The organism is Paractinoplanes rhizophilus (assembly GCF_042664765.1).
Taxonomy (GTDB): Bacteria; Actinomycetota; Actinomycetes; order Mycobacteriales; family Micromonosporaceae; genus Actinoplanes; species Actinoplanes rhizophilus.
Genome location: NZ_JBHTBJ010000021.1, coordinates 19084 through 45829 on the forward strand (window position 1 = coordinate 19084; position 26746 = coordinate 45829).

Annotated in this window: 24 protein-coding genes; 11 read left to right on the top strand and 13 right to left on the bottom strand. The window is 70.7% G+C overall.

Annotated elements, in window-relative coordinates; all coding sequences use genetic code 11:
* Positions 1-15 precede the first annotated feature (15 nt).
* The 10 genes from ACFQS1_RS25095 to ACFQS1_RS25140 all read right to left on the bottom strand — a co-directional run bounded on the left by ACFQS1_RS25095 (position 16) and on the right by ACFQS1_RS25140 (position 9473).
* Positions 16-948, bottom strand: a complete 933-nt coding sequence (locus ACFQS1_RS25095; protein ID WP_378972650.1) for a tachylectin-related carbohydrate-binding protein — start codon at positions 946-948, stop codon at positions 16-18.
* 62 nt (positions 949-1010) lie between these two features.
* Entirely contained in the window at positions 1011-1649 is a 639-nt protein-coding gene (locus ACFQS1_RS25100) for a nuclear transport factor 2 family protein (protein WP_378972652.1), read from the bottom strand.
* Entirely contained in the window at positions 1646-3073 is a 1428-nt protein-coding gene (locus tag ACFQS1_RS25105; RefSeq protein WP_378972654.1) for an aldehyde dehydrogenase family protein, read from the bottom strand. The genes ACFQS1_RS25100 and ACFQS1_RS25105 overlap by 4 nt, the downstream gene beginning before the upstream one ends.
* Complete coding sequence (locus ACFQS1_RS25110; protein WP_378972656.1) at positions 3063-3752, bottom strand: 3-oxoacid CoA-transferase subunit B; 690 nt, start codon at positions 3750-3752, stop codon at positions 3063-3065. The genes ACFQS1_RS25105 and ACFQS1_RS25110 overlap by 11 nt, the downstream gene beginning before the upstream one ends.
* Positions 3749-4411 (bottom strand): 3-oxoacid CoA-transferase subunit A, encoded by a 663-nt coding sequence (locus tag ACFQS1_RS25115; protein WP_378972659.1) that lies wholly within the window; start codon positions 4409-4411, stop codon positions 3749-3751. The genes ACFQS1_RS25110 and ACFQS1_RS25115 overlap by 4 nt, the downstream gene beginning before the upstream one ends.
* Positions 4408-5601 carry a thiolase family protein gene (locus ACFQS1_RS25120; RefSeq protein WP_378972662.1) on the bottom strand — a complete coding sequence of 398 codons (1194 nt, stop codon included), beginning with the start codon at positions 5599-5601 and terminating at the stop codon, positions 4408-4410. Before ACFQS1_RS25120 ends, ACFQS1_RS25115 begins: the two co-directional genes overlap by 4 nt.
* Positions 5598-6578 (bottom strand): LLM class flavin-dependent oxidoreductase, encoded by a 981-nt coding sequence (locus tag ACFQS1_RS25125; protein ID WP_378972664.1) that lies wholly within the window; start codon positions 6576-6578, stop codon positions 5598-5600. The genes ACFQS1_RS25120 and ACFQS1_RS25125 overlap by 4 nt, the downstream gene beginning before the upstream one ends.
* On the bottom strand, positions 6579-7673 hold the full coding sequence (locus tag ACFQS1_RS25130; protein ID WP_378972667.1) for an ABC transporter substrate-binding protein: 1095 nt from the start codon (positions 7671-7673) through the stop codon (positions 6579-6581).
* A gap of 15 nt (positions 7674-7688) precedes the next feature.
* Complete coding sequence (locus tag ACFQS1_RS25135; protein ID WP_378972669.1) at positions 7689-8555, bottom strand: cupin domain-containing protein; 867 nt, start codon at positions 8553-8555, stop codon at positions 7689-7691.
* Between the two features lie 27 nt (positions 8556-8582).
* On the bottom strand, positions 8583-9473 hold the full coding sequence (locus ACFQS1_RS25140) for a DUF6282 family protein (protein ID WP_378972672.1): 891 nt from the start codon (positions 9471-9473) through the stop codon (positions 8583-8585).
* A gap of 200 nt (positions 9474-9673) precedes the next feature.
* Here ACFQS1_RS25140 and ACFQS1_RS25145 point away from each other — a divergent pair, with 200 nt between their 5' ends.
* The 11 genes from ACFQS1_RS25145 to ACFQS1_RS25195 all read left to right on the top strand — a co-directional run bounded on the left by ACFQS1_RS25145 (position 9674) and on the right by ACFQS1_RS25195 (position 20154).
* Positions 9674-10453: an IclR family transcriptional regulator gene (locus ACFQS1_RS25145; RefSeq protein WP_378972676.1), complete on the top strand. Its 780-nt coding sequence runs from the start codon at positions 9674-9676 to the stop codon at positions 10451-10453.
* 50 nt (positions 10454-10503) lie between these two features.
* Positions 10504-11292 (top strand): ABC transporter ATP-binding protein, encoded by a 789-nt coding sequence (locus tag ACFQS1_RS25150; RefSeq protein ID WP_378972678.1) that lies wholly within the window; start codon positions 10504-10506, stop codon positions 11290-11292.
* 8 nt (positions 11293-11300) lie between these two features.
* Positions 11301-12170 (top strand): ABC transporter permease, encoded by an 870-nt coding sequence (locus ACFQS1_RS25155; RefSeq protein ID WP_378972681.1) that lies wholly within the window; start codon positions 11301-11303, stop codon positions 12168-12170.
* Between the two features lie 3 nt (positions 12171-12173).
* The gene (locus ACFQS1_RS25160) at positions 12174-12926 is read left to right on the top strand and encodes an HpcH/HpaI aldolase family protein (RefSeq protein ID WP_378972683.1); all 753 of its coding nucleotides are present in this window, start codon (positions 12174-12176) and stop codon (positions 12924-12926) included.
* Positions 12923-13678: an SDR family NAD(P)-dependent oxidoreductase gene (locus tag ACFQS1_RS25165; protein ID WP_378972686.1), complete on the top strand. Its 756-nt coding sequence runs from the start codon at positions 12923-12925 to the stop codon at positions 13676-13678. Before ACFQS1_RS25160 ends, ACFQS1_RS25165 begins: the two co-directional genes overlap by 4 nt.
* Before the next feature lie 48 nt (positions 13679-13726).
* Complete coding sequence (locus ACFQS1_RS25170; protein ID WP_378972688.1) at positions 13727-13858, top strand: hypothetical protein; 132 nt, start codon at positions 13727-13729, stop codon at positions 13856-13858.
* A gap of 34 nt (positions 13859-13892) precedes the next feature.
* Positions 13893-16091 carry an MMPL family transporter gene (locus tag ACFQS1_RS25175; protein ID WP_378972690.1) on the top strand — a complete coding sequence of 733 codons (2199 nt, stop codon included), beginning with the start codon at positions 13893-13895 and terminating at the stop codon, positions 16089-16091.
* A gap of 92 nt (positions 16092-16183) precedes the next feature.
* Entirely contained in the window at positions 16184-16549 is a 366-nt protein-coding gene (locus ACFQS1_RS25180) for a PadR family transcriptional regulator (RefSeq protein ID WP_378972692.1), read from the top strand.
* Positions 16546-17922 carry a permease prefix domain 1-containing protein gene (locus ACFQS1_RS25185; protein WP_378972694.1) on the top strand — a complete coding sequence of 459 codons (1377 nt, stop codon included), beginning with the start codon at positions 16546-16548 and terminating at the stop codon, positions 17920-17922. The genes ACFQS1_RS25180 and ACFQS1_RS25185 overlap by 4 nt, the downstream gene beginning before the upstream one ends.
* Before the next feature lie 566 nt (positions 17923-18488).
* Complete coding sequence (locus tag ACFQS1_RS25190; protein ID WP_378972696.1) at positions 18489-19412, top strand: hypothetical protein; 924 nt, start codon at positions 18489-18491, stop codon at positions 19410-19412.
* A 19-nt stretch (positions 19413-19431) separates the two neighbouring features.
* Positions 19432-20154 (top strand): hypothetical protein, encoded by a 723-nt coding sequence (locus tag ACFQS1_RS25195; RefSeq protein ID WP_378972698.1) that lies wholly within the window; start codon positions 19432-19434, stop codon positions 20152-20154.
* Positions 20155-20302: 148 nt separating this feature from the next.
* On the opposite strand, the gene ACFQS1_RS25200 is transcribed toward ACFQS1_RS25195, so the two are convergent.
* The 3 genes from ACFQS1_RS25200 to ACFQS1_RS25210 all read right to left on the bottom strand — a co-directional run bounded on the left by ACFQS1_RS25200 (position 20303) and on the right by ACFQS1_RS25210 (position 26303).
* On the bottom strand, positions 20303-22873 hold the full coding sequence (locus tag ACFQS1_RS25200) for a penicillin acylase family protein (protein WP_378972847.1): 2571 nt from the start codon (positions 22871-22873) through the stop codon (positions 20303-20305).
* 164 nt (positions 22874-23037) lie between these two features.
* Positions 23038-25980 carry a helix-turn-helix transcriptional regulator gene (locus ACFQS1_RS25205; RefSeq protein WP_378972700.1) on the bottom strand — a complete coding sequence of 981 codons (2943 nt, stop codon included), beginning with the start codon at positions 25978-25980 and terminating at the stop codon, positions 23038-23040.
* 152 nt (positions 25981-26132) lie between these two features.
* Positions 26133-26303, bottom strand: coding sequence for an MbtH family protein (locus ACFQS1_RS25210; protein ID WP_378972849.1), 171 nt, complete (start codon positions 26301-26303; stop codon positions 26133-26135).
* Between the last annotated feature and the right edge of the window lie 443 nt (positions 26304-26746).

Genomic DNA, 26746 nt, shown 5'->3' on the forward strand with positions numbered 1-26746 from the left:
CATCAATCGCCGGTTCTACATCCAGCCGGTGCCGATCGTGGCACCGCACAGCGGCACCGGGTCCCAGTCGGGGGTGCCGTAGGTGGAGCCGGGATGGCGGAAGTAGCGCAGGCGGCCGGCGCTGTCGACCGCGTGGATGACCCCCGAGCCGCCGGAGAGCACGGTCTGGAATCCGCATGGGCCGCCGTACCAGCCGCTGCCGACCACCTTGGCGGCGCCGTCGTTCATCCAGTAGTCGCCGCCGTTGTAGGCCACCGCGTGCCGCTGGTACCAGAGCAGCTGACCGTCGGTCTGCGCCGCCCAGAAGGTGCCGTCGTACATCGCCGTCACGAACGGGAAACCGCCCCAGCCGCCGCCGATGACCTTCGGCGTGGTGTTCCAGCCGCCGTAGTAGTCGCCGTCCCATCGATGCCAGTAAAGGTCGCCGTTGCCGGTGATGGTGTAGAAGTACGCGGCCGCCGGAAGGCCCGGTATGACGGTGCCGTGGCCGCCACTGATCAGCTTGCTGACGCCGGACCACCCCGAGTTGCTCAGCGCGGCGACATAGCGCGGGCCGTCCCAGCTGAGCGTGCCCTGATGCCAGTAGTAGACGTACACGCCGGCGTCGGAGCCGCTCGTGTCGATCGCGACGAACAGGTTGTCGTACGTCATACCCACGCCGACCATCGCGACGTGGCTGAACCGGTCCCAGCCCTCCCCGCGCTTCACCGGCCCGATCCAGCTGGACTGGTTCAGATACTCGGTGGCCCAGCCGGTCCGGTAGCCGATGTAGAGATCGCCGTTCGGGGTGATCAACGCGAAGTTGCCGTGCTGACCGTTGAGAACCAGATTCTTGGTACGGGCCGCCGACGCCGGCCCGGCGGTCGCGACCAGCGCCGCCGTGATGGCCAGGACGGCGATGATCGCCAGACTGAGCAACCGTCGTGGAGCCCCCGTGAACTTGTGCATTGCACACTCCTCTGTGTCGAAAGAGGACCGACCGTACTAGCCCCATCCCACGGGCGACAGCCTCATGACGGGGATCGGACGCCGCTCGCCGTCCGGGTTCCGCCGGTGCCGGTGAGCCAGGCGGTCTCGCCCCGATGGAACGCGTCGAGCTCGGCCGGCCGGTCGTCGCCGAGCAGGTCCTGGCTCACCGTCACGCCGCGGGTCGACTGGATCCAGGTGAGGAAGCGGTAGGACGGCCGAAGGCCGGCGAGCTGGGCCGCGTCCACCGGGAGCGCCTCACCCGCGTAAACCGGACGCAGCTCGTCGCGCTCCAGCAGGACCTCGAAGCTCATCAGCTTCCAGCGCCCTTCCTCCCGTACGGCACGGGAGAAGAACCGGCAGTAGGCGTGGAAGTCGACCTCCACGCCTTGCACCGTGGTCCGGTTGAAGATCTTCGCCGGGCTCTCGACGGTCGCCCGGTCGCCCGAGACCCGGGCGTAGGCGGGGAAGACCCAGTGCTTGCTGTTCCCGGTCCGTGCCATCCAGGTCTTGGTCGCCTCGACGTACGCCTCGCCGCCGCGTCCCTCGTACCACGTGGTCCGGACATAGGCGTCGTCGTGGAAGCAGTCCCGCATCACGTCGAAGAGCCGCTGGTCACGGGCGAAGCGTTCGCGCCGGACGAGGTCGAAGAGCTCCTCGCGATCCGCGAAGGCGGCGTTCATCGCGGATACCCGAGGATGGCCTTGACCTCGAGGTATTCCTCGAAGCCGAACCGCCCGAACTCGCGTCCGTTCCCCGACTGCTTGTAGCCGCCGAACGGCAGGCTGCGGTCGAACGGAGCGCCGTTGAGGTAGACGCGGCCCGCCCGGATGCGGTTGGCGACCCGGCGGGCGCGGTCCGGGTCCTTCGACTGCACGAAGCCGGCCAGCCCGAACGGCGTGTCGTTCGCGATCTCGACGGCCTCGTCCTCGGTCTCGTAGAGCAGGATCGACAGCACCGGGCCGAAGATCTCCTCGCGCGCGATCCGCATCCGCGGCGTGACGTCGCCGAAGACGGTCGGGCGGACGTAGAAACCGTGGTCGAGCCCGTCGGGGCGCCCCGGGCCGCCGGCAACGAGCGTCGCGCCCTCGTCGATCCCGGACCGCACGAGCGCGGTGATCTTCTCCAGCTGGGCGCGGCTCACCACGGGCCCCATCGTGGTCGACGGATCGAGCGGGTTCCCGAGCCGGACCTGCTCGACCGCCCGGCGCGCGGCGGCGTACGCCTCGTCGCGCTGCGAGCGGTGCACGAGCATCCGCGTGGGGGACTGGCAGTTCTGGCCGCCGTTGGTGTAGCACGAGTGCACCCCGACGACGACCGCGGATTCCAGGTCCGCGTCGGGCAGGATGATGTTGGCCGACTTGCCGCCGAGCTCGAGCGCCACGCGCTTCACCGTGTCGGCCGCGAGCTTGGCGACCCGGATGCCGGCGCCGGTCGAGCCGGTGAGCGAGACCATGTCGATGCCGGGGTGCGCCGCGATGGCCTCGCCGACCGTGGGACCGTCCCCGTTGACCAGGTTGAACACGCCGGGCGGCAGCCCGGCGTCGTGGATGACCTCGGCGAGCACCATGGCGCTGAGCGGCGCGATCTCGCTCGGCTTGAGCACCACGGCGCATCCGGTGGCCAGGGCCGGGGCCACCTTCGACGCGACCTGGTTCAGCGGCCAGTTCCACGGCGTAATGAGACCGCACACGCCGATCGGCTCGCGCCGCACGATCCCGGCGCCCATCTCCTCCTCGAAGGGGTAGTCCGCAAGCACGCGGGCCGCCTCCTCGAAGTGGAACAGCGCCACCGTGGCCTGGCGCTCCGTCGAGAACGTGATCGGCGCCCCCATCTCGCGCGTCATCGTCCGGGCGATCTCGGGCAGCCGGGCCCGGAAGCCGGCGATGATCTTCTCGAGGTACTCCAGCCGTTGCCGCACGCTGACCTGCGAGTACGTGGCGAAGGCCGCGCGCGCCGCCGCCACCGCCCGGTCGACGTCCTCGGCCGTCCCCAGGCTGATCTCCGCGAAGGTCTCCTCGGTAGCGGGGTCGAGGACCCCCAGGGTCCGCGGCGCGACCGGGTCGACCCACCCGCCCCCGATGTAGAACTGGTGCCTAGTGAACATGTCGCTCTGCGACCTCCAGACGAGCCATGGTGAGCGGGACGTCGACGCGCGAGCGGAGCTCGTGGAACGAGATCCCCCACGTCTCCCGGACGAGGACCTGGCCGTCCCCGGTGATCTCGAACGTAGCGGCGTCGGTGTAGATCCGGTTGACGCACCGCAGCGCGGTGAGCGGATACGTGCATTCGTTGACCAGCTTCGGCTCGCCGGTCCGGGTGAACAGCGACATCAGGACGAAGACCTGCTTGGCGCCCACGGCGAGGTCCATCGCCCCGCCGACCGCCGGGATCGCGCCGGGCTCGCCGGTGTGCCAGTTGGCGAGATCCCCCGATGCCGAGACCTGGTAGGCGCCGAGGACGCACAGGTCGAGGTGGCCGCCGCGCATCATGGCGAACGAGTCGGCGTGGTGGAAGTACGAGGCGCCGGGCAGCTCGGTGACCGGCACCTTGCCGGCATTGATCAGGTCGGGATCGATCGCGGCACCCGTCGCCGCCGGCCCCATGCCGAGCATGCCGTTCTCGGTGTGGAGGGTGATTTCCGCGTACGGCGGAAGGTGGTCGCCGACAATCGTGGGCTGGCCTATCCCGAGGTTGACGTAAGCCCCGCGGGGAATGTCGCGCGCGAGCACCCGGGCCATCTCGTCCCGTCCGAGCGGACCGCGTTCGGTGTGCTCGACGCTCATGACGGCACCCGCACTATTCGGTCGACGTAGATGCCCGGGGTGACCACGGCCTCCGGATCCAGTGCCCCCGGCTCGACCACGTGCCGCACCTGCACGACGGTGGTCGCCGCGGCCGTCGCCATGACCGGAGCGAAGTTGCGGGCCGTCTTGCGGTAGACGAGGTTGCCGAGGGTGTCCGCGGTGTGGGCGCTGATGAGGGCGACGTCGCCCACGATGGGCAGCTCCAGGACGTACGCGTCGCCGTTGATCTTGCGGATTTCCTTTCCCTCGCTGAGGAGGGTGCCGACCCCGGTACGGGTGTAGAACCCGCCGATCCCGGCGCCGGCGGCGCGCATCCGCTCGGCCAGGGTCCCCTGCGGCACGACCTCGAGCTCGATCTTCCCGCTGCGGTACAGCTCGTCGAAGACCCAGGAGTCGGTCTGCCGGGGGAACGAGCACACGACCTTGCGCACCTGCCCGGCCGCGAGCAGCGCCGCGAGCCCGGTGTCCGCGTTGCCCGCGTTGTTCGACACGACGGTGAGGTCGCGCGCGCCCTGCCGGATCAAAGCGTCGATCAGGTCGAACGGCATGCCGGCCGTCCCGAAGCCGCCGACCAGCACCGTCGAGCCGTCGGCGATGCCGCTGACCGCCTCGTCGGCGGAGGCGCAGAGCAGCGTCATGCGACGTTCTCCAGCACCACCGCCAAGCCTTGACCCACACCGATGCAGATGGCGGCCACGCCCCATCGTTCACCAGAGTCCACCAGCCGCGCCGCGAGAGTCCCGAGAATGCGCCCGCCCGAGGCGCCCAGCGGGTGCCCGATGGCGGTCGCCCCGCCCTTGGCGTTGACCACCCCGGCGCCCCGCAGCCCGAGGTCGAGCCAGGCGTCGACACAGGCGATCGACTGGACGGCGAACGCCTCGTTCAGCTCGACGGCGCCGATGTCCGCCCAGGCGATGCCGGCCCGCTCGAGCGCGTCGTTGGCCGCCTGGACCGGGGCGTACCCGAACTGCTGCGGCTCCAGCGCCGCCCAGCCGCGACCGGCGATCCGCGCGACCGGGTCGCGGCCGATGGCCGCGGCCGCGCTCGCCGAGCCCAGCAGGACCGCGCTCGCGCCGTCGTTCAACGGTGAGCAGTTGCCGGCGGTGATCGTCCCGTCCGGCCGGAACGCCGGCTTCAACTTGGCCAGCGCCTCGAGCGAGGTGTCGGCCCGGATGCTCTCGTCCCGTGCGAGGTCGGTGCCGGGGACGGGCACCACGAGGTCGTCGTAGAAGCCGTTCTCCCACGCCTCCGCCGCGAGACGATGCGAGCGAGCGCCGAACTCGTCCTGCCGCTCGCGCGAGATCGAGAACTTCTCCCGCAACTGCTCGTTGCACTCGCCCAGCGAGGCCGTCCACTCGGCGGGCATCCGCTCGTTCACCAGACGCCAGCCCAGCGTCGTCGAGACGGCGGTGACGTCGCCGGCCGGGAACCGGCGCGACGGCTTCGGCAGGACCCACGGCGCCCGCGTCATCGACTCCACGCCGCCGGCGATGGCGATCTTCGCGTCGCCGACCTCGATCATGCGGGCGGCCATCATGGCGGCGTCCAGCGACGAGCCGCAGAGCCGGTTCACCGTGGTGGCGGGCACCGAGACGGGCATGCCCGCCAGCAGCACGGCCATCCGGCCGACGTTGCGATTGTCCTCGCCGGCGCCGTTGGCATTGCCCCAGAACACGTCGTCGACCAGGGCAGGATCAAGATCAGGCGTACGGCCGAGAAGTCCGCGCAGCGCGGTCGCGGCCAGGTCGTCGGTCCTCGTGTCGGCCAGGGCCCCGTTGAACCGGCCGAACGGGGTCCGGGCCGACGCGTACACGAATGAGCTGCTCATCGGGTCGTCTCCACTTCCTGCCCCAGGTCCGGAGCCGTCGTGTCGTGCCAGTTCGGGAGGACGTGCCGCCCGACGAGGTCGAGCGTGTGGCGGGCGACCTCCGGCGGCGTGCCGGCCGGGGCGACCCGCAGCTGGACCGACGTGACCCCGGCCCGGACGTACCGGTCGATCGTCGCGTCGATCTCGTCGGGCGTGCCCACCATCGGGAGCTCGAGCTCGGCCGGGCCGTCCGCGCCCAGCCATGAGCCCCGCGCGGTGTAGTAGCCGGTCGCGGCCGTCAGGTGGCGCGCGGCGAGCTCGCGGGCCGTGGCGGCATCCTCGTGGACGACGCAGAACCTGGTGGTGGCGACCGTTCCCGGTCTCTCGCCGCGACACGACCAGTAGGCCGCCGCCTGTTTGATCAACAGGTCGTCGCCATAGTTCGTCGCGCCGTAGAACCCGTCGGCGAGCGTCGCGGCACGACGAGCGGAAGCAGCCACCTTGCCGCCCACCAGGATCCGCGGCCCGCCGCGCCGGGCCGGGGGTGGGATCGCCACCGGCGCATCGGCGCTCGGGCCGGCGGACCAGGCGTCTCGCAGCAGCTTCAGCGTGGCGTCGAAGGCCGCGCCGGCCGGACCGGGCGCGGGCAGACCGACCCGCCGGGCCACCTCCGGGCGGCCGAGCCCCAGGCCGAGGGTGAGCTTCCCACCGCACAGCTGGTCGAGCAGCGCGGCCTCATAGGCCAGCTTCCGCGGACTGTACGCGCGCAGGAGGAGCACCGCCGATCCCAGCGCCAGCGACGTCCGTCCGGCCAGATGTGCCAGGACCACCAGGGCGGACGGGAGGTGGAACGGCTGAGCGGCCGCGTGATAGCTCTCGCCCACCCACGCGGAGTCGAAACCGTGCCGCTCCGCGCGGGTGAGCATCGTGACCGTGCGGTCCACCTGTGGGCGTACCGGCTCCTGGGAGCTCAGGTCGAGCGCGACCCCCAGCCGCATTCAGCTCGCGCTCTCTGCTCGCTTGACGACGTCGTCGTACGAGAAATTGTTGAATGCCTGGAACATCTCGTCGGTGTAGATGTCCCTCGCCGGGAACTTCTTGATCAGCCCGGCCGAGGCCATGAAGTCGAGCGAGCGGGTGAACGCGGCCTCGTCGATCCGGCCCAGGGTCTTGTCGTCGAAGCCCTGCCCGTCCAGGCGTACCTGGAGGACCTTGACCCCGTCGGCCAGCGCCTTCGCCTCCGGGTCGGACCCGCGGGTCTCCGGGTAGAGCTTCCACAGGTCGCGGATCGCGGCCTCGGGGTTGGCCTTGGCGAAGACGAACGCCTTCGCCACCGCACGGCCGAACCGTTCCAGGATGTCCTTCTTGGCCTCGAGGTTCTTGCGGGTCGTCGCGAAGCCGCCGCCCCACGCGTCCGCCGTCTCCTTGACCGGAAGCGGCGTCAGGGTGACGCCGGCGTTCTTGACGATCTGGTACTGGATGTCCCAGAGCGCCAGCGCGTCGACCTGGCCGGTCTTGATGGCGTTGATCTGCTGGGCGCCGGCCCCGATCGGCACCAGGCTGGCCGCGTCCTGGCTCATCCCGTTGAGCTCCATCGCGGTCCGGGCGAACGTCGCGCCGGAGCTCGCCACCGCGGTGACGCCGATCTTCTTGCCCTTCAGGTCGGCGATGCTCCGCACGGCCGAACCGTCCGGCACCTGCAGGCTGTAGATCCACTTCGCCCAGTAGGAGCTGAAGTAGGCCAGGTTCAGGTTCTTGTCGTGCCCGATGGCCACCGGCTCGACGGTCATCAGGCCGAGGTCGGCGCCGCCGGCGGCGACCTGCTGCGCTGCCTGGGTGGCCGACGGGAAGAGGTTGGTCGTGACCTTCAGACCCTCCTGTTCGTAGAAGCCCTCGGCCTCCACGACGGCCATGACCGCGTAGCCGGCGTTCCAGCTCGGGGACGCCATCGCGAACTTCACCGGCGTCAACTCGCCGGGCTTGGCCGAGTCGCCGGCTTCGTTGTCGGAACCGCCGCACGCACTCAGCGTCGCGGCCACGCACAGGACGGCGACCGCCCCGCTCACAACCTTTATCGCTCGTCTGGTTCTCACGATGGAACCTTCCTTTTATTGATGGGGGAGCGGATAGGTGTCTTCGTTGAGCACTCGTCCCGGCGTCCGGGAGAAGTCCAGACGCGGCGGGCAGAAGATGTCGATCAGCTGGTTGGTCCCCGGGCCGACGGCCTCGCTGGTGTGGATCATGGGTGGCGGGATCACGGCCACCGACGGACTGCCGCACCGCAGGTGCCGGTCCGCGCGCCACTCGCTGCGCCGCTTCGACCACGGGGTCCGCAGGTGGTGGACGTACTCCCCCTCCACGGCGAGGGAGCACTGCTCGAAGTCGTCGTGGTCGTGCGGGGAGAGGCTGTCCGGATCGCGCGGGCCGATCCGGGGCGCCAGGAAGTTGACCATGAAGGTGCTGCACCGGACGATCTGGCCCGGGCGGACGGCGTCCGGCGTCACCTCCAGGTCGGCCAGCCGATAGGGCCGGATGCGATACCCCGCCGGCGGGTCCGGCCACGGCTCGAACGGCTTGGTGTTCGGGTGCGGTTCCGCGTACGAGTCCCGGTTGCGCGCCCTGTTCAGCAGGTCGGTGGATCGGGAGCTGAACAGCCGTACGACGGTGCAGTCGACGACGCCGGCGATCGCACTGCGGCCCGGCGGGACCATCACCACCGCCTTGCCCGAGACCGCCGCGACCTCCCCGGACGCGCGGACCTCGACGCTGCACTGTTCGTAGGGGAGGATCACGACGTACTCGTCCGGCTGATCATCTCGTGCCAGCACGTCGCCGGCGACCAGCGTCGTGTAACCGAGCACGAAGTTGTGTCCGCGGAAGTACCACGTCGACGATCCGCCCGGGGTCGTCTCGTCGGGATCGCCCGTGCCGAGGTCGGAGAACTCCACGTCGGGCGGGGTGGCCAGGGTGGTCATCGCCTGTCCTTTCGGGTCAATGCCGGTTCAGTCGTCGAGGCCGAGCAGGAAGGCCGGGTTGTCGCAGAAGATCTGCCGCAGCGACCTCTCGTCCAGGCCGAGGTCCAGCAGCGCGGTCGCGACGCGGATGTAGGAGTCCACCGGCAGTGGCCGATCCTTCTGACCGAGGTCGGAGGCGATCACGGTGTGCTCCGGGCCGACCTTCTCGATCCAGTCCAGGAGGATCTTCGGGTCCCACTTCTTGGTCCCCTCGGGGTCGTAGAAGCCGGTCTCGTGCTCGATGAACGCCCCGTAGCCGACGAGCTCACGGCACTTCGCCAGGTCCGCGCCGATGACGTAGTCGGGATGGTTGAGCACCATCCGGGTGACGCCCTTGTCCTTGGCCGCGGCGAACAGCTGGGTGATCGACTCGGTCTCCATGTGACCGCCGGTCACCATCGCGCCGCTCTCCTTCACCAGGTCGAGCACCTCGTGGACCTCGGGGATGAGCTCACCGTCCGCCCGGTGGATGTCGACCCGGGACGACGGCACCTCGACGCTCGCCGTGGGGAAACCGACGCTCTCCGGATGACAGTCGATGTGCCGGCCGGCCGAGAACGTCGGGAACCACACGGCCCTGCCCCCCATGCGCAGGCACATGGCCACCGCTTGCGGGTTGATGCCGCCGACCATGCTGTTCAGGGTGATGCCACCGAAGACCGGGGTGCTGATCCGGGCCAGCCGGTCGCGCATCGCGAGCAGGTCCATGACGGTGTTGTGGTGGTGGGACTTCACCAGCACGCCCCGCATGCCGAGCCGCTCGCCGTCCTTGCCGGCCTCGGCGTGGTCGATGCGTCGGGGGAACGGGTTCGGGCCGGAATGGCAGTGCAGGTCAACGCAGCCGGTCAGCAGCTTGACGATGGCGGGCGTGTCAGTCATGAAGTCTCCTGGCGTCGGCGGCGTTCGCATCACAGACTGAGAGTTCACCATCCGGTCTGTCAAGACACCCGGGTTACCCATCGCTCTTCGATGAAACCGCAGGGAAACCTTGCCGAGAGACGCAGGGCACGCTTAGTCTCCGTCCGTACTGCGAACTACGCGCACTCTTTTCGGACACTCGACGAGACGGGGGAGAGCCCATGGCCGAGGGCCAGGTCGACGAGCCGGTGACTGCTCGCGAGCAGGACATCCAGGCGGTGAGCCGGACCGCCCAGATCCTCGGATTGTTCGGTCCGGAGACTCCGGAGCTGTCCGTCGCGGAGACCACCCGCCGGCTCGGCCTGAACCGCACCACGGTGCACCGCTACTTCAGCTCGATGATCAGCTCCGGCCTGCTCGAGCGCGTGGAGGACTCCGCCCTGGTCCGTCCCGGACGGTCGATCCTGCAGCTCGGCAGCTTCATGCTGGGACAGCAGCGCATCATGCAGATGGCGCCGGCCTACCTGCGCGAGCTCGCGCTCGAGATCAAGGTCAGCATCGTGCTGTCGCTGTGGGGCACCTCCGGCCCGGTGGTCTCGCTGGTGGAGGAGGCCGACCATGCCACTCTGGTGACTGTTCGCGTGGGCTCGCAGCTCGCCCTGAACTCCTCGCAGGCCAAGGTCTTCCTGGCCTTCCTGCCCGACCAGTTCCACGCCGACCGGCTCACCGGCAGCCTCCCCGAGCCCCAGCGCACCGAGACGCGCCATCGGATCGAGGCGATCCGGCGGGCGGGCATGAGCAGCAACGTCAATCACCGCGGCATCTGCGTCCTCGCGGCGCCGGTGTTCGCGGCGCGGGGCATCTGCGCCACGATCGCGGCCGTCGGCACCGAGCGGATGCTGCCGGAGGCGCTGGACTCCCGGGAGGCCACGGCGTTGAAGGCCGTCTGCAAGCGACTGACCAAGGAGATGGGCGGCACGTGGCCCGCGGGGACCGACTGATTCTCGCTCGACCCAGGCTTCGCGCTCCACCCAGGTGAGGAATGACCGACATGCCGACCAGCACCGACACCGACTGCGTGATCCGCTTGGACGCGTTGTCCATGGTCTACCCGACGAAGTCCGGCGGGACCGTCCAGGCTCTCGACGACGTCTCCCTCAGCGTCCGGGCCGGCGAGTTCATCTCCATCGTCGGCCCCAGCGGCTGCGGCAAGAGCACGCTGCTGCGGATCATCATGGGCCTGTCCCGCCAGACCTCCGGACAGGTCACCTTCGGGCCGTCCGACGACACCCACCGCAACCAGCTCGGGATGGTCTTCCAGCAACCGCTGCTGCTGCCCTGGCGCACCGTACGGAAGAACCTGCTGACATCGCCGGACCTGCACCGCGCCCGGGACGCCGCGACCCACGCGAAGGCCGAGGAACTGCTGGTGATGCTCGGCCTGGAGGAGTTCGGCGACCGGTACCCCCACGAGCTGTCCGGCGGGATGCAGCAGCGGGTCGGGATCGGCCGCGCCCTGATGCACGACCCGCGCATCCTGCTCATGGACGAGCCGTTCGGCGCCCTCGACGCGATGACCCGCGACCAGATGGGACTGGACCTGCTGAAGATCTGGGACCAGGACCGCAAGACCGTGCTGTTCGTGACGCACAGCATCCCCGAGGCGGTGCTCCTCGCCGACCGCGTCGTGGTGATGACACCGCGACCCGGCCGGCTGGCGGACGTGGTGGAGGTCGCGCTCCCTCGGCCGCGGCGGCTCGAGAACATCAACACGCCCGAGTTCGGCGAGATCGTGCTGAAGATCCGCAAGCTGCTCGACTCCGAGCACAGCGCCCACTAGGAGACCTGATGTCCACCAACACCGAGCGCCACCCCGGTGAGACCGTGCCGGTGGAGGCGCCCGCGAGCTCGGACCCGGCCACCCCGGTCCGGCGCCGGCGCCGCCGCGTACCGGAGATCACGTACAGCGTGCTGGTCTTCCTCGGGCTGCTGGTGGTCTGGCAGGTCGTCGTGAAGGTGTTCGACGTCTCCACCATCCTGGTCCCCGCCCCCACGGCCGTCGCCGACTCCCTGATCGACGGCTTCCAGGACGGCAGCCTGGTGACCCACTCGCTCGTCACGTGCAAGGAGATCCTGATCGGGTTCGGCATCGCGGTCGGCGCGGCGCTGGTCTCCGCGGTCCTCATCACCCAGTTCCGGGCAGTGGAGCGGGTGCTCTTCCCGCTGCTCATCCTGACCCAGACCATCCCGAAGGTCGCCATGGCGCCGCTGCTGATCGTCTGGTTTGGCATCGGGATCAGCTCCAAGGTGCTGACCGTGGCCCTGATCGCGTTCTTCCCCCTGCTCATCAACGCCGTCCTGGGATTCCGGTCCGCCGCGCACGAGCAGGTCGAGATGCTCCGCTCCTTCGGCGCGTCCCGCACCCAGGTCATGCGGCACCTGCAGATCCCGTCGGCGCTCCCGCACATCTTCGCCGGACTGGAGGTCGCCGTCATCCTGTCCGTGACCGGCGCCGTGGTCGCGGAGTTCGTGGGCAGCTCCGAAGGTCTGGGCTACCTGATCCAGGCGAGCAACTTCACCCTGGACGTGGCCCGGACCTTCGCGGTGATCGTCGTGCTGTCGGCCATCGGCATCGCGCTGCACGCGATCGTCGTGCAGCTCGGCAAGTGGCTGGTCTTCTGGACCGCCACCCCCACCGACACCGCCGGCGAGGTCTGAGCCATGGCACGGGTGCGCGACGGGATCAACGGCGGCACGCTCGGGACGTGGATCAAGCTCGCCAGCCCCGAGAGTGTCGAGATCATGGCGTACGCGGGCTTCGACTTCGTGGTCATCGACCTCGAGCACACGACACTGGACCTGGGCGCCGCCTCGACCCACATCGCGATGGCCCGCGCGCTGGGCCTGGACCCGCTCGTCCGGGTGCCCGACCACGGCCGCAGCGCGATCCAGCGGGTGTTGGACGCCGGCGCGGCCGGGGTGATCGTGCCGCACGTCGACACGGTCGAGCAGGCCCGGGCGGTGGTGCGGGCCACCCGCTTCCCGCCGCGCGGCGACCGCGGGTCCGGGGGCACCAGCCGGGCGGGTCGGTGGGGGCTCCTGCCCCGGACGGACTATTTCGCGTACGGCAACGAGCAGGCTCTCTGCGTCGTCCAGCTGGAGAGCGAGCCGGCGATTCGAAACGCGGGGGAGATCCTGGCCCTCGACGGCGTCGATGCCGCGTTCGTCGGGCCGGCCGACCTCTCGATGTCGATGGGCGTCGCGGCGGGAAGCGACGAGGTGGACCGGCTCGTCACGTCGGCGCTGGCGGCCGCCGCCGCGGCCGGTGTGCCGATCGGCACCGCGTCCGCCACGAGCGACCAGGCCCGGGCCGCGCTGGCCCGGGGTTACGACTACGTGGTGGTCAGCAACGACACCTCGATCCTCGCCAGCGGAAGCCAGGCCATCGTGCACGCGCTGAAGGCGGCCCGATGAGCGCGCCCCGGGTGGCCGTCGTGACGGGCTCCAGCTCCGGGATCGGGGAAGGGATCGCCCGCGCGCTCGCCGCCGACGGCTTCACCGTCGTGGTGCACTCGGCCACCTCGGTCGAGGCGGGGGAGCGGGTCGCGGCCGAGCTCCCGGGGGCGAGCTACGTCCAGGCCGACATCGCCGACCCCGCCGACGCCGTACGCCTGGTGGAGACCGCCGTGGCGCGGCACGGCCGGCTCGACCTGCTGGTGAACAACGCCGGGGTGTCGCGTCCCGTGCCCCACACCGACCTGGACGGGATCACCGCCGACGACTGGCACCGGATCCTCGGCGTCAACGTCGTCGGCACCTGGCAGGTCTCCGTCGCCGCCGTGAAGGTCCTGGCGCCCGGCGGCCAGATCATCAACATCACCTCGGTGGGCGGCTCGCGCCCCCTCGGCAGCTCCATCCCCTACGCCGTCAGCAAGGCCGCGCTCGACCACCTGACGAGGCTGCTGGCCAAGGCCGTGGGTCCGGACGTCCGGGTGAACGCGATCGCCCCCGGGCCGGTCGAGACCCGGCTGACCTCGGACAGCCTCGCCACCCGGGCGGCGCGCACCGCGGCGATGACACCGCTGCGCCGGCTCGGCCAGCCATCCGACGTCGCCGCGATGGTGCTGGCACTCACCAAGGTTCCCTTCGTCACCGGCGAGGTGATCCACGTCGACGGCGGCATCAACCTCGTCACCCACCTCGACGCCCCGCGCGGCGACGCGTGATCCGGATGCGCCGACCTCGTCCACACCGGTGAGGGCGCGTTGATCTGGATGCCCGACATCGATGCCTGGGCCACCGAGATGGTCTCGTCGTGGTACGGGCCCGGCGCGGCTACCGCCATCGTCGTACGCGGTCGCCTCTGCCTGGACGACGACTTCCGGCGCGCGTTCCGGGACCTTTGAGCGGTCCGTTTCACCGGCTGCTCGGGAGATTTCGATGGCCACCTATCTGTACCGGCTCGGCCGGCTCAGCTTTCTGCGCCGCAAGCTCGTCCTCGCGATCTGGCTCGCGATCCTGGGTTTGCTCGGCGTGGGCGCCGCCACGCTCTCCGGGCCGACCTCCGACGACTTCACCATTCCGGGCACCGAGGCGCAACAGGCCCAGGATCTGCTCGCCGAGCGCTTCGGCGAGTCGCCGGCGGGCGGGGCCGAGGCCCGGGTCGTGTTCGCCGCGCCGCCCGGCGAGAAGCTCACCGACCCGGCCAACCGGGCCGTGGTCGACCGTACCGTCGCCGCCCTGCGCACCGGGCCGCACGTGGGCGAGGTGAGCGATCCGCTGCACGGCACGATCAACACCGAGAGCACGATCGCGTACGCGCGGGTCTCGTTCCGGGTGCCAGCCGCCCAGGTGGACGAGGCCGATCGGGAGGCGCTGCTCGCCGCCGCGGAGAGCGGCCGGGACGCCGGGCTGACGGTGGAGGCGGGCGGCGATGCCCTGCAGCGGGAACCGGAACAGGGACTCAGCGAGGTGATCGGGTTCGGCGTCGCCGCGGTCGTGCTGACCGTCACCTTCGGCTCGCTCCTCGCGGCCGGGCTGCCGCTGCTCACCGCGTTCCTGGGGGTGGCCGCCACGATGGCCGGCATCCGGCTCGCGTCCGGCTTCCTCGACCTGAGCAGCAGCACGTCGACCCTGGCCCTGATGCTGGGCATCGCGGTCAGCATCGACTACGCGCTGTTCATCGTGTCCCGTTACCGGCACGAACTGGCCGCGGGCCGGACCGGCGCGGAGGCGGCCGGGCGCGCGGTCGGCACCGCCGGGTCGGCGGTCACCTTCGCCGGACTCACCGTGCTCGTCGCGCTCACCGCGCTGGCGGTGGTGAACATCCCGGTGCTGACCGAGATGGGCCTGGCGGCGGCCGGTGCGGTCGCGGTGGCCGTGCTCATCGCGCTCACCCTGCTGCCGGCGCTGGTCGGCTTCGCCGGCCGGCGGATCACCGGGCGCGGCGGGCACACCCGCGACATCGAAGCGGACGGCGAACGGCCGGCCTGGAGTCTGCGGTGGGTCCGGGCGATCACCCGGCGTCCGCTGCTGACCGTGGTGGCCGTGGTCGCCGCGCTGGGGGTGATCGCCCTGCCGGCGCTGGATCTGCGGCTGGGCCTGCCCGGTGACAACATGGCCGCGCCGGACGCCACCGAGCGCAAGGCGTACGACCTGGTTACCGCCGGATTCGGCGCCGGCTACAACGGGCCGCTGCTGGTCGTCGTGGACGCCGCCGGCAGCCCGGACCCGAAGGCGGCGGCCGGCGCGGCGGCCGGCACGATCACCGCCCTGGCCGGGGTGGTGTCGGTCAGCCCGCCGGCGTTCAACCCGGCCGGCGACACCGCGATGCTGCAGGTGGTGCCGGCCAGCGCGCCCGACAGCGCCGAGACCACCGACCTGGTGCACGCGATCCGGGACGCCGACGCCGACTTGCGCGCGCGCACCGGCGCGGACCTGTCGGTCACCGGCACCACGGCGGTCACCATCGACATCGCCGCCAAGTTGGGCGCCGCGCTGTTGCCGTACGTCGCAGTGATCGTTGTTTTGGCCTTGTTGCTCCTCACCGTTTTGTTCCGCTCGGTGCTGGTGCCCGTCAAGGCGATCGCCGGGTTCCTGCTGTCCGTGGTGGCGACGTTCGGCGCGGTGGTGGCGGTCTTCCAGTGGGGCTGGCTGTCCGGCCTGTTCGGCGTCGACCAGACCGGCCCGATCGTCAGCCTGCTGCCGGTGATCCTCATCGGCATCGTCTTCGGCCTGGCGATGGACTACGAGGTCTTCCTGGTCAGCCGGATGCGGGAGGAACACGTGCACGGCGCCCCGCCGACCGAGGCGGTGCGCGTCGGCTACGCGCACGGAGCCAGGGTGGTCACGGCCGCGGCGATCATCATGATCAGCGTGTTCGCCGGCTTCGTCCTGACTCCCGACCCGTTGATCAAGTCGATCGGCTTCGCCCTGGCGGCGGCCATCCTGCTCGACGCGTTCCTGGTCCGGATGACGATCGTGCCGGCGGTGATGGCGCTGCTCGGCCGGCGCGCGTGGGCGCTGCCGCGATGGCTGGACCGGCTGCTGCCGAACGTCGACGTCGAAGGCGAGCGGCTGCGCGACGCCGTACCGGTCGAGCCGCCGCCCCTGCCCGAGCCCGTCGGCGCGGGTCGCTGACTCCGGAAGTGCCGGCGTGGCCCGTTGCGCCCGGCAATACCTATCACTACTATGCATCGCAATTCTAGGTATGGATTGCGGAGTGATGCCTCGTGAAAGTCGCCAAGGATCTGGTGGCCGCCTCGGCGACGCCATTGGTGCTCGGCATCCTGGCCGAGGGCGAGAGCTACGGCTACGCCATCCTCCGGCGGATCAACGAGCTTTCCGGCGGCGAGCTGGACTGGACCGAGGGCCTGCTCTACCCGTTGCTGCACCGACTCGAGCGCCTCGGTCATGCGCAGTCGAGCTGGCAGTCGGTCACCGGCGAGCGAAGGCGTAAGTACTACCGCATCACCGACCAGGGCTTGGCCGAGCTGGCCGAGCAGCGCCGCCAGTGGGACACCGTCGTGGACGCGCTCAAGGAGATCTGGCACGACCGGGTGCCGCAGACGGTGCGCCCGCTGGAGGGCCTCGCATGACGACCCGGGACGGGCAAGAGGAGCTGGAAGCGCAGTTCGCGCAGTGGCGGCAATACGTGCTGCGCCGCAAGGAGCTGCAATCGCTCGACGCGGACGAGCTCGAAGACCACCTGCGAGGGTCGGTCGACGAGCTCGTCGCGGCCGGCCTGAGCCCGGATGAGGCGTTCCTGGTCGCGGTCAAGCGGATGGGCAGCCTCGACGAGCTCTCCCGCGAGTTCGCCCGGGAGCATTCGGAACGGCTGTGGAAGCAGCTGGTGCTGACCGCCGACACCGGCAGCTCGATCGCCGGCACGCGCTCCCGGCGGGACCTGTGGGCCATGCTCATCTGCGCCGCGGGCGCGGTGGTGTCGGTGAAGGTGCCGGCGCTGTTCGGGTTGAGCCTCCAGGACGACGGCGCCTTCTACGGGCGCAACTTCGCCCTGTTCGCCCTGCCCTGGCTGGCGGGGTACCTGGCCTGGCGCCGCCGCGCCGGACGACCGGTGATCGCGATCCTGGTGGCGCTGTTCGCTCTCGGCGCCGTCGCGGCCAACGTCTACCCCCTGACCGACGACTCGCAGTCCACGGTGCTCACCGGCATCCACCTGCCCATCGCGCTGTGGCTCGTGACCGGCCTGGCATATGTCGCCGACGACTGGCGCTCGTCGCGCCGGCGCATGGACTTCATCCGCTTCACCGGCGAGTGGTTCATCTACGTCGTGCTCATGGCCCTCGGCGGCGGTGTCCTGTCCGCCTTCCTGTACAGCACCTTCGAAGCCATCGGGCTCTTCCCGGATGATTTCATCTCGCAATGGCTGCTTCCCTGCGGCGCCGTGGCCGCGGCCGTGGTGGCCGGCTGGCTCGTCGAGGCCAAGCAGAGTGTCGTCGAGAACATCGCGCCGGTGCTCACCCGGCTGTTCACCCCGCTGTTCACGGCCGCCCTGCTCGCTTTCCTGGTCGCCGTCGTGTGGACCAGCCACGGCATCGACGTCGATCGCGAGACACTGATCCTGTTCAACCTGTTGCTGGTTGTGGTGCTGGGGCTGCTGCTCTACTCGCTCTCGGCCCGCGACCCGCTGGCGCCGCCCGGCCCGTTCGACAAACTCCAGCTCGCGCTCGTCATCAGCGCGCTGGCCATCGACGTGCTGGTGCTGCTGGAGATCACCGGACGCATCACCGACGAATACGGCGGCACGCCCAACCGGGCGGCCGCGCTCGGCGAGAACGCCATCCTGCTGGTCAACCTCGCCTGGTCGGCATGGCTTCTGCTGAACTTCATCCGCCGGCGTACGCCGTTCGCGGCACTCGAACGATGGCAGACCGGCTACCTGGAGGTGTACGCCGCGTGGGCCTGGATCGTGGTCCTCGCCTTTCCTCCGTTGTTCAACTACGTCTGAACCTCCGCTGCGGTCTTCCACTTCGCATCAGTGAGCGGTCGTTCCATGCTCCTGGTCTGGTTTCTGCCCATTCCGCGCCCGGTCGGCGCTCGGATCGGTCGGCTGCCACCTGGCTTTTTGGGACCTGTTCGGAGATCATCTTGAGGTGAGACCGCAGGTGATCGCCGTCCTTCGCTGCGCAGCGGCCGACCGGCGGTGGCCTGCCGACGACGCTGTCCGAGAAGACGGCTGCCGGATACACGGAGCAGGTCAAGGCCAAGTTCGCGGCCTGCCTGCGCGGCCAATCTCGGGCGGACCTGGAATACGTCCTTGGGCTCGAGCCGGCCGTCCTGCCCGACCGCTACGCGCACGAACCCGGCTCCTGAAGGAACGCTATGCCCAAATCTCTTCGGCCTCCGCCCGGCGCCTGCGCCCGACTCGCCGGACTCCTGCTGCTCGTGGCGGCCCTCGTGGGTACGCCGGTGAGCGCGTCGGCAGCCGGTGCGCATGTCACGGCGGCCGTCTATCGGCCAATCGCAGAAGGCACTGCGCCCGTACCGGTGGACCAGCTTTGGGTGCGGGGTGACGTGTCGGCCAACCGCGCGACGTTCTTCTCGTGCTTCGGCGCCTCCGGTGACCGATGCGCGAGCGATCAGCGCGACGCGATGCCGTCCGGCTGGCTCGCCGCGATCCTGGTGGTGTGCCTGCTCGCGGGTGCGGTGGGCGCCTGGTACCTCGGCTGGGCTCTCGTCGGCGTCACCGCCGACGCGCTCCGGGACCGCCTCACCGCAGATCGGTTCCGCGCTGTCATGACCTGGCCGGCGATCGCCGCGCTGCAGGTCGCCTGGCTGGTGGTCTTCGACAACCTGGCGTTCGGCTACGCGCTGCCCCGTATCGGCCTGGAGGTCAACGCGCTGGCCGGCTTGGTGCTGTACCCGCTGTACCTGGCTGTGCTGGTCCTCGGTCTGCTCATCATGATCGGCTACCCGATCTTCGCCGCCGGCCTGCTGCGTTCCCGCAACCGGCCGGCCGTCCGTCGGCTCGTGCTGTACGCCGTGGTCGCGGCCGTTCTGATCGGGTGGCGAGAGATCTACCTGCGGGTGCCGGCGGTCGCCGCGGGTCCGTTCGCGCTGCGGACCGCATGGCTGCACGATGCGCTGCACACCTGGACACTCCAATGGCCCGTCACGGTCCTCTGGCAGGCGCTGCGGCTGTTCGCCACGCCGGGCGGCATCGCCACCTTCTGCTGCCTCGCGCTGATCTCCAGCATCCTTCCCGATCGCCGGCGACTCGTTCCGGGGAAGCCCGCACGTGCCCTCTTCGGCGCGGTCCACGGCACCGCGGTGAACGTCGCGGCCTTGGTCGTGGCCACCGCGCTGACGCTGGTCGTGGGCATCACCGCGTTCGCCGTGCTCGCCCTTGCCGCGGCATTCCTCGCCGCCTACGCCATCTACTACGGCCTGGCCATCCTGATCACGGGTGCGATGGTCTCCTGGCTCGTCCGACGCTGAACATTTGGAGGCAATGCAGATGACCGATTTCGACGACATGGTGGCCGCCGAACGCCGACGGCTGGACGAGCAGGCAACCGCCGAAACCCAGCGCAAAGCCACCGACGAAGCCCGCCGTGCGACCTGGGAGCGCGGTGAGCTGCAGGCGTGGCAGGAAACTGTCGACCGCATCCAGGACCTGTTCTCCACCGCGGTGCGGCACCTCAAGGCCGAAGGCGTCGAGCCGCTTCCGGTCCTGGAACGCCGCCGGGCACGAGTGTCGTTCCAAGGCGTCGACCGGTACGTCATCGCGGGATACCGGTGGGAGCTGGAGGGAAGGTTCGCCCTGGACAAGCGGGGCCGCGCCTACCCCGCCGTGGGCGCCAAACCATTGATTCCCGCCGAGCGGCGGCCGGACCGCAGCATCGCCAAGCGGATGAACAAGTATCTCCGCGACAGGGGCCTCGTGCCGGGCGCCGTCACGGGACAGTCATCGGCGCAGCGTTTCGCGGAACTCGATGACAAGGAACGGCTGCGCACCGGCCTGGCGGCGGACCAACTGGTGTTGGTGTGCCTCGGCGACAGCCGGTACCCCATCGACATCCAGCCGGCCAAGGGGGTCGAAACCGGCCGTATCGACTGCTTCGGCAAAGCGGCCGACGGCGATCCGCTGCTGCTGGCCGCCACCTCGGACCGCGAACCGGAACCGCTGAACGCCTTCATGGCCAGAGCCGTCGCGCGGCTGCTCGCCCGGCAGTCGTGACGAACAACCGAACCTGGACGTCGAGGTTGCTCAGTTCGCGTACGACGCCGGCTCCGGTTGCCGATACGTGATCGGTCGTCGTGGTGTTCCGATCGGTACGCCCGCTCCGGTCATATCTCGACCTTGCGAAGACCTGCGGGACACAGCCTCAGGGTTTCAGGGTCAGCGTGTTGCGGGCCTCGTGGCCGATAGTGTCCTGGTTCCAGCGCATCGGCAGGAACTTGCCCGTGCGCCAGAGTTCCAGCTGATCGGTGTAGTGCGGGCCGAACGCGTGGCCGGACTCCCCAGTGAGCTGGATCCAGCGTGAGCCGTCCAGGTTCGACAGGTCGACGACCATGCGCATGGAGGGCACGGCGTTCACCGCGTAGCCGGGCTGGGAAGCGTCGTAAGCGTTGGCGTCGACGATGCCGCCGCCACCGCCGACCGCCACGGGATCGGGGTTGAACAGCCATTCGATGGGCGCGATGCCCGACGTGCCGAACGACTGGTTCCGCAGGGACAGGGTATGGATCGCACCCCATCGCCACGCGGCAGGGTCGCCGCCGAGCGAGCCCGTCAGCTCGGCCGAGGCCTCGGTCATCGCCTTGGTGACGATGTCGTCGCGCTTCTCGACCGCCAGTGTCGACCGCACGTCCCACCAGGCATCGGCCGGCTGTTTCATCAGGTTGGTCATGACCAGCCACCAGCGTTCGCCGCCGGTCGGCTTCCACGGCGCGGGCAGCTCGTCGAAGGTGTCGGCGAGCAGGTGCTTCCAGACCGCGTTGAAATAGGCGGCCGCCGCCGAGCTGTGCCCCGCCGTGCTGCCGGCCGGGCCCGTGGCGGGTTGCTGGAAGTCCCAGCCGCGCAGCAAGTCCTGGGCCTTCGCCGCGCTGCCGGTCAGGCGTTCGGACAGCAGCGTCGGGGTGATCGAGGCGGCGACGGTGCTGTGCTGGTCGAAGGCGAGGTTCGCGGCGCTCTCGACGGACAGCGGCGCTTGCGCCCGGACCAGGTCGAGCAGGCGCTGGCTGCGGTAACCGTCGGCCCAGTCGCCGGTCAGCAGGTACGGGTACGAGTGCGGGTCGATGACCTGGTTGTTCGCGGTGGCGATCACCCCGGAGGGCGGGTTGTACGCGTAGGGCAGGGCAGCCGGCGGAATGTAGCCCTTCCAGCCGTAGGCCGAGTCCCAGCCCGGCACCGGCCAGCGGCCGTCGCCCTTGCCGCGGATCGGGATCCGGCCCGGCGCCTGGTAGCCGATGTTGCCGTCGACGTCGGCGTACGTGAGGTTCTGCGCGGGCACCTCGAACTGCGCTGCCGCCGCTCGGAACTGAGTGAAGTCCTGCGCCTGGTTCAGCGCGAAGAGGGCGTCCATCGTGCGGCCGGGTGTCAGCGCGGTCCAGCGCATGGCCACCGCGTACGCGTCGGCCGGGATCGCCGCCGGTGCCGGGGCGACGGACAGCGGCGCGCCGGACGGGTCGACACCGGGTATCCGGCCGAGGTTGCGGATGTTCTTCGACACGGCGTCCATCAGCGGCCCGTTGTCGGTTTCCCGGACGGTGAAGGTCACGGGCGTTCCACCGGACACCTTGATCACCTCGGTGCGGACGGCGAGGTCCTTCCAGACGCCGTCGACCAGGTACTTGTCGCCGCGTACTTTCTCCAGGAAGAGGTCGGTGACGTCCGGGTTGAGGTTGGTGAATCCCCAGGCCACGCGGTCGTTGTGGCCGATGATGACGCCGGGCATGCCGGAGAACGAGAACCCGGTGACGTTCCGGCCGCAGTCGCAGTGCAGGCCGATCTGGAACCACACGCCCGGCATCGACGGCGCCAGGTGCGGGTCGTTCTCGAGGATCGGTTTACCGGTCCTGGTGAGTGCGCCGGACACGACGTAGGAGTTCGACCCGATGCCGGACATGCGAGCGCCGGTGAGCGCCGGCAGCGCGTCCATGCCCCTGCCGATCGCGGTCAGCTGCGGCGCCACCTCGCGCAGCTCGCCGGCCGTGACGGACGGAGTGCGGTAGCCGGCGGGCGCGGTCACCGGGATGCGTCGCAACGGGGTGAAGACGCCATTCTCGACCGAGCCGCCGGCCACGATGGGCGCGTTGGTGGAACCGGGGTACGGCGGGTACAGCGACTCGACCTGGGCGCGGGTGAGACCGCCGGCGAGCAGGTCGGCCCGGGTGATCTCGTCGTCCAGGTTGCCGCGCAGGTCCCAGGCCATCGCTTTCAGCCAGGTGACGCTGTCGAGCGGAGTCCAGGGCGCGATCCGGTGATCGGCGCCCTCGAGCCCGAGCAGGGTGTATTCGAGGCTCACCTGTCCGGCCGACTTGCCCGCCAGGTAGGCGTTCACGCCGTCGGCGTAGTCCTGCAGGTACTGCCGGCTCTGCGGCGAGAGCATCGGAAGCTCCTGCTCGGCGACCCGGCGCCAGCCCATCGTGCGGATGTACTCGTCGTTGGCGACCTGACTCGCGCCGAACATCTCGGCGAGGGTGCCGCTGGTGACATGCCGGCGGAAGTCCATCTCCCAGAAGCGCTCCTGGGCGGTGACGTATCCCTGCGCCTTGTACATGTCGTCGGCCGTGTGGGCGTAGATCTGCGGCACGGCCTGGGCGTCGCGGTAGACGGTGACGGGCTGGGAGAGGCCGGCCAGGCGCAGCGTGCCGTCGTATTGGGCCAGGGGCCGGCGTACCGACCAGACGCCGTAGTACCCGACGCCGGCGATCAGTACCAGGAGAACGACCATGATCCACATCAAGATCCGGGGCCACCGGCGACGCTTGCGCCGTACCGGGGGCTCGGCCGCGGTCTCGGGTTCGACGATCGCCGATGTCTCTTCGCTCACGTTCGTCGACGCTAGGACGATCGGCTCCGGCATGTGATTCAGGTCTTCTCCTGACAGGACGGGCCCTACAGGCCGGTCGTGAGACACTCGCGGCCGGTGCAGGGCTCGCCGTTGCCGTTGTCGGCGCCGCCCAGCGCGCCGCAGCCGACGAGCGTCGCCACCGACGAGCGCGACGACACGCCGAGTTTGGTGAAGATCCGCGCGAGGTATGTCTCGACTGTCTTGTGGCTCAGCGTCAGGAGCCGGGCGATCTGGCGGTTGGTGTGTCCGTGACTGACCAGCTCGGCGATCTGCAGTTCCCGGCCGGACAACGCGGTGAACTCGGCGACCTGCTCGGCCGGGGGTTTGACCGCGGCGGTCTGCGTCTGCACCCGGGCCTGCGGACGTGGGCCGTTCTCCTCGCGCAGGACGGCCGCGAGGTTTTCCGCGCCGCACTCGGCGAGGACCGCCATGGCCTCCTCGTCGGCCTCCCGCGCGGCGTCTTCCCGGCCGGCGGCGGCCTCGGCGGCCGCGGCGACCAGCAGGGCCTGCCCGGCGTCGAGCCGCTGGCCGGCCTTGAACGCCAGGTCCGCGGCGTGCCGGGCGTGCGACGCAGCGGCGCCGGGATCGTCGCACAGCAGCAGCCGGGCCGTGGCCAGTTCGGCGATCCCGACGTGGCCCGGCTGCGCCTCACCGGCGAGGTGCTGGGCGCGTTCGGCCCACTGCCGGGCGGCGGTCAGGTTGCCCCGGGCGAGGTCGGCCCGGGTCAGATCGGCGTAGACGCCGAGCCGGTACGGCGCGGGCAGGGCCAGCAGGTCGGGGCCCTCGCCCGCCTCCAGCAACATGCTCGCGGCACGCTCCGGATGACCCTCGTTCAGCAGGGCGTGCCCGAGTGCGGCGCGGGCGAGCCGGGCGGGTTGGCCGCCGGTGCGCCCGGCCAGCTCGGCCGCCCGATAGGCGAGGGTGGACGCCGCCGGGTCACCGGCCGCGGCGGCGATGCGCGACTGCAGGAGGATGTGCCGGATGCGCAGCACGCCGGGCTGACCGATCGAGCCCAGGCTCAGCTCCAGCTGGCCGGCCACCTCGGCGGCGGCGCCGAGCCGGCCCTGGCTCAGGTGCGCCTGCGCGATCAGCGCCAGCAGGTACGGCGCCAGGTGCAGCTGCCCGCTGTCGCGGGCCACCGCGTACCCGCGGATGGCGTGCTCGCGGCCGCGCTCGTAGCGTTCGAGCTGCACCTCGGCGGTGCTCAGCCAGATCAGCGCCCACAGGTTGCCGACGAGCTCGCTGTCGTCGGCGGCGTCGATCAGCTCGGCGGCCAGGTCGGCCGGTTCCTCGGCGTCGGGACGGCCGTACGCCAGGCGGGTCGCGGCCAGGACGGTTGCCGCGCCCGCCTGGGTGACGGGGCTCGTCAGGCCGGCGGGGACGCTGACCAGGTCCTCGGCAAGGCTTGGGTCCACGGTGCTGTCGTGCAGCGCGACCGTGCACAGCCGCAGCCGCAGCCGGGTGGCGTCGGGCTGGCGTTCGCCGACCGCGGCCAGTTCGGCCCGCAGGCGGCGTCGGGCGCTGTTCATCCGGCCCAGCAAGAGGTCGACCTCGGCGGCCCGCAGGGTCACGGTCACCCGTTCCGGCATGTCGGGGGCGCCGAGCAGCTCGGTCAGGGACTGCCGGGCTTCGGTCAGCCGTCCGCTGCGCAGAAGCGCGACCGACAGCACGTCGAGGACCTCCAGGCGGCGCTCTCGGACCTCGGCGTGCTCGCCGAGCAATCGCAGCGCGGCCGTGAGCCAGTCGGCCGCCTGGCCCGGCCGCTGGGACAGCACCTGCCGTGCGGCGTCGAGCAGGATCCGGCTGCTGGTCGCGTCGCCCGGTGCCGCCGCGAACTCCAGATGCCGGGCCAGCTCGACCTGGGGGGCGCGCCGCCGGCTCAGCACGGCGGCGGCCCGGCTGTGGGCGCCGAGCCGCCAGCCGCCGCTGGCTTGCTGATAGGCGACCTGGCGCAGCAACGGATGGCGGAACTGGAACTGCTGCGAGATGTCGAGCGTCTGGATCAGGTCGTTCTGCAGCATCTCATCGATCGCGCCGAGCACGTCGGCCTCGCCGACCTGAGCCACCTCGGCCAGCAGCTGCGGATCGAAGCCCGGCCCGGCGACGGCGGCGGCGTGCGCCACGACCCGGCCGACCGAGCTCAGCGCCTCGAACTCGGCCAGCAGTGGCGCCGTGCTCAGCGGGGGCAGGACATGTGGTCCCCGGCCGTGCCGGGCGGCGGCGCTGAGCACCTCCAGGTAGGCCGGGTTGCCGTGGCTCTTGCGGTACGTCAGGTCCCGCTGCCAGTGCATCATCCCCGGGTCGAGCAGCGGTTGCGCCTCGTCGCAGGTGAGCGGCGACAGCACGATCCGGTGGGCGGTGCTGCGCTGGGCGGCCGTGGCGAGCTCGCGGACCAGGCGCGGGTCCGCCCGGCCCGGCCGGTAGGCGACCGCGATCAGCACGGCGGCGTGCGGCGGATGGCGCAGCAGGTAGCCCAGCACGGCGGCGGTGAGCGTGTCGCAGCGGTGCAGGTCGTCGAGGACCAGCATCAGCCCGGAGGCTTCCGCCAGGAGGCTGAGCAGGGCACGGATGGCCCGCAGCAGGCGATACTCCTCGATCGGGCGCGAGCTCGGCGTGCGCGGCTCGGGAACCGATGGGAAGACCGTGCTCAGCAGCGCGAGACTGCCCGGGTGGGTCTGTTCGAGCGGGCTCAGGTCGACGGCGTTGAGGTGATCGTCGAGGGCGTCGACCAGCGGGGCCAGCGGCAGCGAGGAGCGGAATTCGGCCGGCTGACCGCAGACGACCAGCCAGCCGTCGTCCCGGGCGCGCCAGGCGGCTTCGGCCAGCAGCCGCGTCTTGCCCATGCCGGGATCGCCGATCACCTCGGCGACCTGGGCGTGCCGCTCCTGGCGGGCGCGGGCGAGGGCTCCGGTCACGGTCGCCAGCTCGTTCCGTCGGCCGGCGAAGGGGCTGGGTAACGGGCCCTGGTCGACCTCTGGTGTGGACATTGTCGGTCACCCTCCTTGGCGCTCCACCGCCCGCAGCGGGTGCACCGGCATGCGGCCCGGCCGTGGCCGCGCCGCATCGACGGATGGCGCCCGATGCGACTTCCCGCCCGCGACGGTGTTTCGCAGGCGGCCCGCACCCCCGTGCCGGGTGACTACTGCTGCATCGACAGCCGAACGCTGCGGGGTCGCATGTCCGTCCAGTGCTCGTCGATGTAGGCCAGGCATTCGTCCTCGGAGCCGGTCGCCCCGGCGGCCCGCCAGCCGGCCGGGATCGGCCGGTCGGCGGCCCAGATGGAGTACTGCTCCTCGTCGTTGATCACCACGTGGAACTGCGGGGCAGAGGGCTGGGCGGCAGGGGACTGGGCGGCAGGGGACTGGGCGGCAGGGGACTGGGCGGCAGGGGACTGGGCGGCAGGGGACTGGGCGGCAGGGGACTGGGCGGCAGGGGACTGGGCGGCAGGGGACTGGGTGGCAGGGGCTTGGGGGTCCATGTCGTCCTCTCGTGCGTCCGGGCATGCGGCGGCGGGCTTCCGCCGGAAGCGTGCCGATCCGGCGTCGCGTTGAGACGATCCTGCGTCGGCGAGGAGCCTGTCAAGACCCAGCGTCATCTTCCTGACACGCTCTGTCCGGACAAGGAAAAGCTGGTAGGACCCCTAAGGACGGCAATGGTCATCTATAAAGGGCAAACCGGGCGCGGCCCGTTTTATGCCCGGCGAGCTGTCCGGCATTGTCCTGACTGGAGGGTCGTTGCGTCCGTACCCAAGGT